Consider the following 10,916-nt stretch of genomic DNA (forward strand, 5'->3'; position numbering starts at 1 on the left):
CAAATGTTAGATATTTCCTTGATTATGCTATCAGCAGGGGAGTCATCAAGATTTAATGCTCCAGTAAAAAAGCAGTTTTTAAGACTAGGTGAACATCCTTTATGGCTTTATGCAACTAAAAATTTAAGTTCTTTTTACCCTTTTAAACAAGTAATTGTTACTTCTGGTAATATTTCTTATATGAAAAGATTTGCACCTGAGTATCATTTTGTTAAAGGCGGTAATACAAGAGCACAATCATTACTTAATGCTTTAAATTTAGTACAAAGTGAATATGTTTTAGTTAGCGATGTTGCAAGGGTTTTGATCTCTAAAAACCTTTTTAATAATATTATAGAAAATTACGATAAAGCAGATTGTATTACACCTGTTTTAAAAGTAAGCGATACAGCAATTTATGCTCAAGAAGTTATCGACAGAGATAAAATAAAACTCATACAAACCCCTCAACTTTCGCGCACAAGTATGCTCAAAAAAGCTTTAGAGCAAAATGCAAATTTTACCGATGATAGCACAGCAATACAAGCTATTGGTGGTAAGATTTGGTATGTACAAGGTGATGAGTTAGCTAAAAAAATTACCTTTAAAGAAGATTTAAAAAGCTTAAATTTACCAAAACCATCTTGGGAAATTTTTAATGGAAATGGCTTTGATGTGCATGAATTTGGAGAGCAAAGAGCCTTACTTTTAGGCGGAGTAAAGGTACATGAAAACATGGGCTTGAAAGCTCATTCTGATGGAGATGTGCTAACTCATGCACTAATTGATGCGCTTTTAGGTGCAGCAGGACTTGGAGATATTGGAGAACTTTTTCCAGATAATGATATACAATATAAAAACGCAGATTCTATGCTTTTATTGCAAAATGCTTATACTTTGGTGCAAAATTATGGATTTGAGCTTGTGAACGCTGATATTACAATCATTGCACAAACGCCCAAGATGAAAGATTTTAAAGAAGATATTGCTTTTAATATAGCCAAAATATTAAAAGTAACACCAAATAAAATCAATATCAAAGCCACCACCACAGAGCATTTAGGTTTTGTAGGAAGAAAAGAAGGAATTGCTGTTTTAGTAAGTGCGAATTTAAAATATTTTGATTGGATGAAATTATGAAAGTTTTAATAGTAGAAAATGAATTTTATTTAGCCCAAAGCATAGGTTCAAAACTTAATTCTATAGGTTATGATTGTGATATTATTGCAAATGTTAATGAGCTTGCTCATCATGATTATGAAATCATTTTGCTTTCTACTAGTATGGCTAATTTTGAACATATTGTAGAAATTTTTAAGCATAAAATTATTATTTTACTCATATCTTATATAAGCTCAGATACAGTTTTAGCGCCACTAAAAGCCGGTGCGAGTGATTATATACAAAAGCCTTTTATGATAGAAGAATTAACGCGAAAAATCAAACATTTTCAAGAATTTAAGAAAATAAATATTTTAAATCATACTTATCAGTCTTATTTAAAACATAAATTTGAGACAGCTAAATTACCAACTTTTGATTATAAAAAATTCAAATTGCCTTTGATTTTAAAAACTAATAATCAAAATTTTGCAGATCATTTTGTATTTAACTATACCAATGAGCATAATGTCGCAAATATTTACATAGATCTTTCACATCAACAAAATTTAGATAAAATCTTTAAAGATAATTGTTTATACTATCTTGTAAATTTCCAAACTCTAAAATCATCAGACAAAGAAAAAGTGTTAAACCTTGCTTTAAAAAAAGCTGTTATTATACATACAAGTACAAATGTTGAACATAGTGATTTTCAAATTTTAGAACTGGGTGAGGATGAGAAAAACTTCGAAAGTAATGGAATTTTAACTATTGATGATTATGTTAAACATATTATCATTAGTTATCAAAATGTCTTTCCTGATACAGATTTGTCAAAAAAATTAGGAATTTCTAGAAAATCTTTATGGGAAAAAAGGAAAAAATATGGCATTACAAAGAAAAAATAGTATTACAATCTCAGAAGAAGAATACGAAGTTTTATGTTTTATCAAAGAAGGAGTTTTTGGTTCTTTTACAAAATTAATGAATCAAAAAGAAAGAGATGAAGTTATAGCCACAGGAATGATACATAAACAAAAAATTCCTTATACTCTTACCTTTGCACCTGCAAGTACAAAAGAAAATAATACTGCTTTAGAAAATGCAAAAGTTGGCGATAAAATAGACTTTATTTGCAATGATAAACCCATAGGACATATCATTTTAGAAAGCAAATTTGAAAATGATAAAAATAGCAATGATATTTTTAGACCTAATGCTTGCTTGATCCAAGATTTTGGAAAAATTTGTATAAGTGGCGAATTTGAAATTTATCACAATAATATCAAAGCCATTAAAGAAGATTTTGAAAAAATCAAAAAAAGATTAAATCCTTCTAATATCACAGCCATTGTTTCAAGTTTTGATCCTTTTCATAGAGCACATGAGAGAATTTTAAGATGGGCTATAGAACAATCTGATTTAGTGATTATTTTCCTTATAGAATCCTATGAAAACAACGGATTGAGCTTAAAACTCAAAAAGCGTTGTTTTGATGTTTTTGCGCAAAATTACTTACCATCTTCTAGGGTTTTACTTATACCTTTACATAATATCAAAATTTTTGCCTCGCATTTAAACCCTGTGCTTGAGTGTGCTTTGGCTAAAAGTTTTGATTGCAATAAACTTTTTGTAGGACAAAATCATGCAGGACTTGGGATGTATTTTAATCAAAACAGAACCTTTACCGTGCTTGATGATTTTGCAAAAGATTATAATATAGAAGTTACCATACTTCCTGAATTTGTATTTTGTGATGAATGTAAAATGGTAGTAAGTACCAAATCATGTCCCCATGGAGCTCATCATCATATGAAATACCATGGTGATTCTTTAAAAAATTTACTTAGACTTGGTATCATTCCACCAGCAGTTTTTATAAGAAGAGAAATTTCAGCTTTGATTTTATCTGAGCTTTTCCCAAATCGCTTTCATAATAAACAAAATATCTATAGTAATCTTTTCCCTACACATGGTATTTTAGAGTATCGAAGCGATAAAGAATTTTATGAGCAACTTATAAAACTTCATCAAATGTCATATATGGTGTAATCATGCAAAAATTATTTTTAACTTTTTTTTATTCAGGTAGTGTTAATAAAGCTCCAGGAACCTTTGGTACAATAGCAGCGCTAATCCCTGCTTTTTTTATTTTAAGGTATTTGGGTATAGGAACTTTGATCTTACTTGCAATTTTACTTTTTTTAATCTCTATAAAAATCATCGATCAATATGAAAAACAAACAGGCATACACGATGATAAGCATATTGTAATAGATGAAGTTGTTGGGGTATTTTTAGCCTTGGCAATTTGCGGACAGAGTGTTTTTACTTTTTTGCTTTCTTTTGTTTTATTTAGATTTTTTGATATCACAAAACCTTCTATCATAGGTAAAATTGACAAAAAAACAAAAGGTGGTTTGGGTGTAATGCTAGATGATGTTTTAGCAGGAATTTTCGCAGGATTATTTAGTGCAGTAATTTATGGAATTTTACTTAAATTTGATCTTTTATGGTTTGATATAAGCATTATGGAGATATTTTTAAACTAATAAAATACAATTGAAATATATCTTTTATTAAAAGATATATTTCTTATAAAAATTTTAGAATTTAGATATTAAACATTATCTTTAACCTGTAATTTCAATAGTAATCTGTATATCAAATATGCCACAAATAAATAAGCTAATATCTTTGGCAACAGATATACAAAGTATTCTAATGCTCCCACAAAAGAAAATCTATCCCAATCGGTTCCAAATCCATATTCGAGATAATAAGAAGGTCTATAATCATCTCTTCCTATAATCGCTTCTAAGTTGTAACCATCAGGATCATCACCAAAATAAAATATATTAGCCACACTTTGTATAAGATTTATAACACCACAAATAAAAGCACTATCAAATCCCATAGAATAGGTTCCTATATTTTCATCGGTAGTCATTCTATCTATTATATTATTCATAAGATTATCATAGCCTTGTATGGATTGTTGATACTTTTCTTGATACCTCTGTTCTTTAGCATCATAATTATTAGAACTAAAAACAACACTTATTAAAATGCATAATATTATAATTTTTTTCATTGACCAACTCCTAACATTAAATTTTCTTGATAACTAAATTGAGCAATAGAATTTTTTATTTCCATTAAGTTTTCTTGTGTTTCTTCTGTAAGAAATTTATAAATATCATCTTTAAAATTTTCCAAACAATTAAATCTAAAATTATTAAATTTCTTATCTTCTATATTTATTAGCGTAATACAAATTTCATTATTTTCAAGATATTTTATCTTCACTTCTTTTGTATTGATCGTGTCAAAAATTCTCTTTCTACCATTACTGATAATTTTCTTTATCATATTATTACCTCTTTAATTTATCCTATAGGATATATTTAAAAAAATTATATCTTTGTAAAGTTTAATTTCATATTAATCCTATAGGATAAAAAATGGAAGAGGACTTTAGCAATTCTAGCGAAGAAGAAATTTTAAATTTTTATAAAAAAGTATCATCAAATATAAGAAATTTTAGAGAGAAAAAAGGAATTTCTCAGCTTGAGTTAGCCTTAGATATAGGTATAAAATCCGTTGCATTTTATTCAAATTGTGAGTGCAATCGATATGGTAAACATTTTAATTTAGAGCACTTATATAAAATTTCTAAAAGTTTAGAAATTCCACTAAAAGATTTATTAGAATAAACACTACAACGCCAAAGGGGTGCAACCCTTTAGCTTTTTTATTTAATAAATCCGCTTGCAAGAACCAAATCTTTATCGTAAAATACTGCCATTTGCCCGCTAGCAAGTCCATAAACAGGCTCTTGTAAGATGATTTTTGCACTTTTATCTTCATTAATCAAAACTTTACATGGGGTCGATCTTGATCTATAGCGTATTTTTACTTCACAATCTAGCTCTTTAGCATCAACAAATAAATTAATATTATCAAGATTAAATTCACTTATCTTAAGTTCTTCTTTTTTACCTACTATGATTTCATTTTTTTTAGGATCAATTTTTAACACAAAATGTGGCTCATGAGCCCCGCGTACCTCAAAACCTCTTCTTTTACCTATGGTATAGTGCATATAACCTTCGTGTTTTCCTACTTCTTTACCACTACTATCTCTTACAATACCTGGAATTTTAGTATCCATAAACTGATCTAAAACTTGCACATAAGTATCTTCCACAAAACAAATTTCAGAACTTTCCTTTTGTGTTGCAAAAGATTTTAAAACATCAATTGTAGAAGCAAATTTTTTCACATCTTCTTTTCTCATCTCTCCAAGAGGGAAAATCAAATATTCCAAAGCCTCTTTCTCTGCATTTGCTAAAAAATAGCTTTGATCCTTACTCTCATCAACTGCAATTTTAATCAAACCATTTTCTATCCTTGCATAATGACCTGTGGCTAATTTCTCACAACCCAAACTCTTAGCAAATTCTAAAAGCTTGCCAAGCTTAATAAAGCGATTACACAAAGCACAAGGATTTGGCGTCTTTCCTTCTTTGTAGGTATTAACAAAAGGCATATAAACTTGATTTTTAAAATCTTCTTGTAAGTCTAAAATATGATATTTGATGTCTAAAAATTTAGCAACTTTTTCAACTTTTTGTATATTTTCTTCATGATAATTAGCTTTTCCATGAAGCTTCATATAACAACCTATAATCTCATGTCCTGCTTGCTTTAACTTATAAGCAGTTACAGTGCTATCTACACCCCCACTCATTGCAACAAGAATTTTCATCTTTTTCCTTTATCATTCTTATAATTTCATCTAAATCATCACTTATACTATACTTTAACTCATCATTTTTAGATATAGTTCCAAGTTCTAGTAAAGAAGTTTTGATAAATTCATCAAGAGGTTGCCAAAATTTTTGCCCAACTAAAATAATAGGAACATCTTTTTTAAAACTAAGTTGCTTAAGAGTAAGAATTTCAAAAAATTCATCTAATGTTCCAAAGCCGCCTGGGAAAATCACAAAAGCTAGACTCTTTTGGATAAGAGCCATTTTGCGAATGGCTAAGCTCTTAAAAGTGATATTATACTCTAAAAAGTCATTTGCTTTTTGCTCAAATGGTAAATGTATATTAAATCCAAAAGATTTCAAGTGCGAAGCTTGACTTTGCATAGCCCCGTAATTTGCAGCTTGCATAATACCACCGCCACCGCCACTGATGATGCTATAACCCTCATCAGCTAACTTTTGAGCTAATTTTGAAGTCAAAATACAATACTCATTGTCTTCTTTTAATCTTGCAGAACCAAAAAAAGTTATAGCATTTTTTAGGTTTGGCATGTTAGCAAATTTTTCTAAATCTTGGATTATTTTTTCATTCATTTTATAACCTTTAGTTAAAATAAATTCCATTCTAGCTAAATTTTTATAATAATCTTTTATGTAATTTTTAAATAATTTTCTTTTGCAAACTGCATTAAATTAGATTTTTTTAAATTTCTAAACTTTCAAATTCACACTTTTATATATTATACACACTTAATTATGAAAAGATTTTAGTAAATTCGTTATTATTTAAATCTTTACATCTATTTTAACACCAAAAAGAATTTTCAACTCATCGCTTATACTAAATTTACCTTCTAATAGTTTTTTTACAAGCTCGTTTCTTGTGCTATCATCTTTGTAAGTTTCTTTGTTTTTACTTTCTGCTTGTATAGGTTTAAAAGTTTCTTTGTTTTCTTGTATGCTAGTATCATTATTATCATTAAGTAACATTTTATCGCCCATAGCTATTTCAAATTCTTTTACAAACTCATCGTGTCTTTGTTTAAAATCAAGATATTTAGTTTTAAATTCCTCTAGAGTTAAATCTTCTTGCATAAGATTATTAAATTCTTTTCTAAAATTAGATGCTTTTTTAGTAATATCAGATCCAAGATTAAACATTTGAGAGTAAGAGGAAAAGTTCATCAATTTAATATCTTCATCTTTTATATCCCAACTATTATAATCTTTACCAAGATTTTTAAGTGAAGATTTTTCTATTTTATTTGGATCTTTTAAAGCATTTGACTTCATAAAGTTATTAAATTTTTTCATATCTTTTTTGCTAATACTTTTATCAAGTCCGAATATTTTAGAATTAAATTCAAATTTTTCCCGCGATAAATAGAATTTTCAGTCATTGTATTATTTGAAAATTTTTCATCTTCTTTCTTATTATTTAAATTTAAGATAGTGTGATGATGATTTAAATTGAAATTTATACCGTTTATCATTAACTTATCCTTTTTATTTTATAGAATAACCACCAAGAGCTAATTCCATATCATTCTTATATTTTGAACTTATTTCTTTAATTACTTTGTAATTGTTTAAAACAGTGCTCGATTTTACTCTATACCAACTACCTAATTGTTCGTTAATAACAGCTACACCATAGGAGAAATATACAAATCTTTTTCCTAAATTAGAAACACCAATATTTCTTTTTACAGTATATCCAATAAAATTGTGATAAGGATCATTTCCTACTATACTCATAGTTTCCAAAAGTCTTTGTTGATTTGTGTATGTATGTTTTCCATTAACTAAGCAATTTGTGGTATCTATACCGCACATTCCACCAAATCGGACAAGCCCTTCTCTATTCCAATAATATTGATCTCCGTTACTATCTTGAAATAAGGTTAATTCTGAAGTCCAACTAGGCTTAGCAAAAGCTAAAAGCTCATTATTCCTAACTAGCTTAAAGCTAGTTTGATACCCACCCTTAACTTGTTTCATTTCATCTACATTTAGAACTTTTACGCCTTGAGAATTATCACTTAAAGCACCATTACTAACTTTAGCTAAAAAATCCCCAGCAAAAGCAAAACTTACTAACAAAGAACCTAAAATTAAAGAACTTGCTAATTTTTTAAACATAATTTCTCTTTAATGTGATTTAAATTGTTGCATTTTCAAACTTTAATATCTATACTTTTTGGTGCAGAATTTAAAGAAAGAACTTTGTTAAATTCTCCTGCATCATCACTAAATTTCATACCAAAAAGAAGTTCTAATTCTTTACTTGTGCTAAATTTGCCTTCTAATAGTTTTTTTACAAGTTCGTTTCTTATATTATCATCTTTGTAAGTTTCTTTGTTTTTACTTTCTGCTTGTATAGGTTTAAAGGGTTTTTCTTTGTCTTCTTTTTGATTGTTTTTATTAGCTAAGAACCTATCTATATCTTCTTGAGTAAGTGACTTACCAAGTTCATTAAAAAATTGTTTTTCTCTTTGTGCCCTTTCAGCACCCCATATTTTCTCAAATTCATTCATACTTGTAAGAGTTTTTAAAAGATCAACTTTTCGTTTATGAAGTGCGGACAAATCTACGCCTTCTGTAAGATAGTCTGTGCCAAATTTATTAAGTATTTTTATTTCATCCTTGCTTAGTTTATCTTCCATATATCTTTTATATAAAGAGTTTTCTACTTCTTTTACATCAGAAGATCCATTATACCCTTGTTCTTCTTTGGTTTTTTCAGAGAAATTAAATTTTTTTATCACGGAATTAAAATAATTATCATCGTTTTTAAGCACAGATTTTTTATTGTTCGTGTTATTGCTTAGATAATTAATATTTGTATATTGAGTATCAAAATTTACCATAGAAAACCCTTTTTTTATGATATTTTATTAAAATAATCTTGGATTCCAACCACCCATGGCATCTTGTATAGAATTTTGATATTTATAAGCAATTTCTCTCATGATTGTATTATTATTTAACATAGGACTAGAATTATATTGATATATTTGTCCATTCTTTACATTATAAACACCGACTCCATAAGTAAATAAAACATAAGGCTGTCCTAAATTTGAGTATTTTATTTGTCTTTTTACCTTATATACAGGACGATATTCAGCAGGAGAATTAGCACTCGCTTGCAACCAAGAAATTAATCTATCTCTACTAGGGTTTGAGCATTTTTCATCTCCTGCACCACATAGACCCTTGTTAAGATTGCTAAGTTCGTATTCTGAAAAATCTGCAATTGCATAAACTTCTGAAATTAAATTTGGACGATCTTTAAAAAATTTAAAACCGACTAAATACCCACCCTTAACTTGTTTCATTTCATCTACATTTAGAACTTTTACGCCTTGAGAATTATCACTTAAAGCACTATTACTAACTTTAGCTAAAAAATCCCCAGCAAAAGCAGAACTTACCAACAAAGAACCTAAAATCAAAGAACTTGCTAACTTCTTTAACATAACTTCCTTTTTTAGCTATTTTTACTCTTTTTTAAAGAATATCACAAATTACATATTAAAATCAATTTGTTATTTGAAACATTTATTGTTTTAATGGAAAAAATCTAAAAATATTTAGAAAGGTAACAATGAAAAAGATTTTCTTAACATTTATGGTTTTACTTAGTTGTATTTTTGCTAGTGATGAACTAAGTATAGACAGTTTATTTAAAAAGCAAATAGGCTTAAGAAGTATCACAAGCTTTTCTTTGCTTAGTACAGGAAATGCAAATTCTTATGCACTTTATCCCAACATCATTGTAGGTAGAGATCCTACAATTTGGAATGATACAAAGCAAGTGTTTTTAACTCAAACTTTCATTTATACCCTAACACCCAAGTTCGATATACTTGTGTCAGGGAGCGGAAGTTATGCAAGAGCTGAATATACAAACTTTTTTACAAATGAGTATTCTAGTAAAAACAGAATATGTCTTGATGTTTATGGCTAGGTTTTATTTATACAGGAGATAGCATTGCAGATTTAATTCCACAAATTACCTTTCAAACTGCAGTCATTCAAAGAGAAAAAGCAATCAATCAAACCAAAAACTTTTATCTAAAATCACAAAGTCTACAAGCTAGTTTAAGGGGATATAGCGACCCTGTTGTATATAGCATTTATATCGGTTTTGGTTATAATTAATCAAGAAAATTTAAAACCCTTAAAATAGAGTATGGAAATAGTATTTATGTGGGTGGGGATTTATCTATCATACTAAGTCCTAAGATTACTTTGGATTTAGGAGCAGAGCAAAGATTTCAAACCGAGCAAAAAATCAATGGCTATCAAAATTCTGAAGTGCGTTCTATTCCAACTTTAAGTTTAGGCTCTACTTATAGCATTAATTCAGATACCGCAGTTTCTGTTAATGCTAGTTTTGGGGGAAGTTCTGCTTCGCCTGATAGTATATTTGGGATAAGCTTATGGAGAAAATTTTAAAAATTTTATTATTTTTATCCATTCTTTCTTTGAATGCAAAAGCAGAATGGGTAGTCAAGTCTTATCAAGAAATTAAAAACGAAAGAGTAATAAGACAAACTTACGAGCAATCTTGCGGGGCTTCATCTTTGGCAACTTTAATCAATATACTTGATGATAAAAAGTTTGATGAGCTTAAACTTTTACAAACCATGAGCGGACAAAAGCTTTATACGGATATGGTAAGCTTTGCAGATTTAAACGATGCAGTTAAAAAGCTAGGTTATGAAAGCAATTCCTATCAAATCAATAGAGAAAGCTTAGACAAGCTTGTAAATATTCCAATGCTTGTAAAAATTGAAGATAACCCACGCTTCCCACATTTTGTGGTAATTATTAATCACAAGGGGAATTATTTACAAGTGCTTGATCCAAGCCATGGAGAATACATAAGCTCTAAAAGTCAATTTTTTAGCATTTGGGATAGATATACTATGCTTTAATTGTTGCTCCTAAAAAAGAGTTAAAACCTTTCAAGCTAAACACTCCAAAATCTTTACATTTTGATTTTAAGCCTTTTAGCTTATATTGATTTTTATTGTTTTTTGATTAGAG

At 28.5% G+C, this 10,916-nt stretch carries 14 protein-coding genes and 2 pseudogenes; 7 read left to right on the forward strand and 9 right to left on the reverse strand.

Annotation, left to right across the window (positions count from 1 at the left end; genetic code table 11):
* Window positions 1-3: 3 nt before the first annotated feature.
* Genes L8X33_RS00950 through L8X33_RS00965 form a run of 4 tightly spaced genes read left to right on the forward strand, consistent with a single transcriptional unit; the run spans window position 4 to window position 3,635 of the window.
* Window positions 4-1,119, forward strand: coding sequence for a bifunctional 2-C-methyl-D-erythritol 4-phosphate cytidylyltransferase/2-C-methyl-D-erythritol 2,4-cyclodiphosphate synthase (locus tag L8X33_RS00950; protein ID WP_220566788.1), 1,116 nt, complete (start codon window positions 4-6; stop codon window positions 1,117-1,119).
* A complete protein-coding gene (locus L8X33_RS00955) occupies window positions 1,116-1,991 on the forward strand; it encodes a hypothetical protein (RefSeq protein WP_220566787.1) in 876 nt (291 codons plus the stop codon). The genes L8X33_RS00950 and L8X33_RS00955 overlap by 4 nt, the downstream gene beginning before the upstream one ends.
* Entirely contained in the window at window positions 1,969-3,135 is a 1,167-nt protein-coding gene (locus tag L8X33_RS00960; protein WP_133319619.1) for a sulfate adenylyltransferase, read from the forward strand. The genes L8X33_RS00955 and L8X33_RS00960 overlap by 23 nt, the downstream gene beginning before the upstream one ends.
* Window positions 3,136-3,137: 2 nt before the next feature.
* Window positions 3,138-3,635 carry a phosphatidylglycerophosphatase A gene (locus L8X33_RS00965; protein ID WP_043019364.1) on the forward strand — a complete coding sequence of 166 codons (498 nt, stop codon included), beginning with the start codon at window positions 3,138-3,140 and terminating at the stop codon, window positions 3,633-3,635.
* 68 nt (window positions 3,636-3,703) lie between these two features.
* Here L8X33_RS00965 and L8X33_RS00970 read toward each other — a convergent pair whose 3' ends face one another.
* Entirely contained in the window at window positions 3,704-4,054 is a 351-nt protein-coding gene (locus L8X33_RS00970; RefSeq protein ID WP_263666331.1) for a hypothetical protein, read from the reverse strand.
* A 119-nt stretch (window positions 4,055-4,173) separates the two neighbouring features.
* A complete protein-coding gene (locus L8X33_RS00975) occupies window positions 4,174-4,455 on the reverse strand; it encodes a hypothetical protein (protein WP_263666332.1) in 282 nt (93 codons plus the stop codon).
* A 92-nt stretch (window positions 4,456-4,547) separates the two neighbouring features.
* Between L8X33_RS00975 and L8X33_RS00980 the strand changes: the two genes are divergently transcribed.
* Window positions 4,548-4,799 carry a helix-turn-helix domain-containing protein gene (locus tag L8X33_RS00980; protein WP_039640720.1) on the forward strand — a complete coding sequence of 84 codons (252 nt, stop codon included), beginning with the start codon at window positions 4,548-4,550 and terminating at the stop codon, window positions 4,797-4,799.
* Window positions 4,800-4,837: 38 nt separating this feature from the next.
* Here the strand turns inward: L8X33_RS00980 and mnmA are convergent, their stop codons facing one another.
* The 7 genes from mnmA to L8X33_RS01015 form a co-directional block, all read right to left on the reverse strand.
* Complete coding sequence (gene mnmA / locus L8X33_RS00985; RefSeq protein WP_133319621.1) at window positions 4,838-5,854, reverse strand: tRNA 2-thiouridine(34) synthase MnmA; 1,017 nt, start codon at window positions 5,852-5,854, stop codon at window positions 4,838-4,840.
* Complete coding sequence (locus L8X33_RS00990) at window positions 5,817-6,452, reverse strand: TIGR00730 family Rossman fold protein (RefSeq protein WP_263666333.1); 636 nt, start codon at window positions 6,450-6,452, stop codon at window positions 5,817-5,819. Before L8X33_RS00990 ends, mnmA begins: the two co-directional genes overlap by 38 nt.
* Window positions 6,453-6,644: 192 nt before the next feature.
* Window positions 6,645-7,172 carry a hypothetical protein gene (locus L8X33_RS00995; RefSeq protein ID WP_263666334.1) on the reverse strand — a complete coding sequence of 176 codons (528 nt, stop codon included), beginning with the start codon at window positions 7,170-7,172 and terminating at the stop codon, window positions 6,645-6,647.
* Window positions 7,169-7,351, reverse strand: a complete 183-nt coding sequence (locus L8X33_RS01000) for a hypothetical protein (RefSeq protein WP_052823866.1) — start codon at window positions 7,349-7,351, stop codon at window positions 7,169-7,171. Before L8X33_RS01000 ends, L8X33_RS00995 begins: the two co-directional genes overlap by 4 nt.
* A gap of 13 nt (window positions 7,352-7,364) precedes the next feature.
* Window positions 7,365-8,000, reverse strand: coding sequence for a hypothetical protein (locus tag L8X33_RS01005; RefSeq protein ID WP_263666335.1), 636 nt, complete (start codon window positions 7,998-8,000; stop codon window positions 7,365-7,367).
* Window positions 8,001-8,035: 35 nt separating this feature from the next.
* Window positions 8,036-8,728, reverse strand: a complete 693-nt coding sequence (locus tag L8X33_RS01010) for a hypothetical protein (RefSeq protein ID WP_263666336.1) — start codon at window positions 8,726-8,728, stop codon at window positions 8,036-8,038.
* 27 nt (window positions 8,729-8,755) lie between these two features.
* Window positions 8,756-9,340: a hypothetical protein gene (locus L8X33_RS01015; protein ID WP_263669740.1), complete on the reverse strand. Its 585-nt coding sequence runs from the start codon at window positions 9,338-9,340 to the stop codon at window positions 8,756-8,758.
* A gap of 128 nt (window positions 9,341-9,468) precedes the next feature.
* Here L8X33_RS01015 and L8X33_RS01020 point away from each other — a divergent pair.
* Window positions 9,469-10,322: pseudogene (locus tag L8X33_RS01020) on the forward strand (hypothetical protein).
* Window positions 10,307-10,893: pseudogene (locus L8X33_RS01025) on the forward strand (C39 family peptidase). Before L8X33_RS01020 ends, L8X33_RS01025 begins: the two co-directional pseudogenes overlap by 16 nt.
* The last annotated feature ends 23 nt before the right edge of the window (window positions 10,894-10,916 follow it).

It is taken from the genome of Campylobacter sp. CNRCH_2014_2849, assembly GCF_025772845.1.
Lineage (GTDB): Bacteria > Campylobacterota > Campylobacteria > Campylobacterales > Campylobacteraceae > Campylobacter_D > Campylobacter_D lari_D.

Bases quoted from the DNA above. Each gene is read 5' to 3' on its own strand.
- L8X33_RS00950 (WP_220566788.1), top strand. From the start codon at position 4: ATGTTAGATATTTCCTTGATTATGCTATCAGCAGGGGAGTCATCAAGA.
- L8X33_RS00955 (WP_220566787.1), top strand. From the start codon at position 1,116: ATGAAAGTTTTAATAGTAGAAAATGAATTTTATTTAGCCCAAAGCATA.
- L8X33_RS00960 (WP_133319619.1), top strand. From the start codon at position 1,969: ATGGCATTACAAAGAAAAAATAGTATTACAATCTCAGAAGAAGAATAC.
- L8X33_RS00965 (WP_043019364.1), top strand. From the start codon at position 3,138: ATGCAAAAATTATTTTTAACTTTTTTTTATTCAGGTAGTGTTAATAAA.
- L8X33_RS00970 (WP_263666331.1), bottom strand. From the start codon at position 4,054: ATGAATAATATAATAGATAGAATGACTACCGATGAAAATATAGGAACC.
- L8X33_RS00975 (WP_263666332.1), bottom strand. From the start codon at position 4,455: ATGATAAAGAAAATTATCAGTAATGGTAGAAAGAGAATTTTTGACACG.
- L8X33_RS00980 (WP_039640720.1), top strand. From the start codon at position 4,548: ATGGAAGAGGACTTTAGCAATTCTAGCGAAGAAGAAATTTTAAATTTT.
- mnmA (WP_133319621.1), bottom strand. From the start codon at position 5,854: ATGAAAATTCTTGTTGCAATGAGTGGGGGTGTAGATAGCACTGTAACT.
- L8X33_RS00990 (WP_263666333.1), bottom strand. From the start codon at position 6,452: ATGAATGAAAAAATAATCCAAGATTTAGAAAAATTTGCTAACATGCCA.
- L8X33_RS00995 (WP_263666334.1), bottom strand. From the start codon at position 7,172: ATGAAAAAATTTAATAACTTTATGAAGTCAAATGCTTTAAAAGATCCA.
- L8X33_RS01000 (WP_052823866.1), bottom strand. From the start codon at position 7,351: ATGATAAACGGTATAAATTTCAATTTAAATCATCATCACACTATCTTA.
- L8X33_RS01005 (WP_263666335.1), bottom strand. From the start codon at position 8,000: ATGTTTAAAAAATTAGCAAGTTCTTTAATTTTAGGTTCTTTGTTAGTA.
- L8X33_RS01010 (WP_263666336.1), bottom strand. From the start codon at position 8,728: ATGGTAAATTTTGATACTCAATATACAAATATTAATTATCTAAGCAAT.
- L8X33_RS01015 (WP_263669740.1), bottom strand. From the start codon at position 9,340: ATGTTAAAGAAGTTAGCAAGTTCTTTGATTTTAGGTTCTTTGTTGGTA.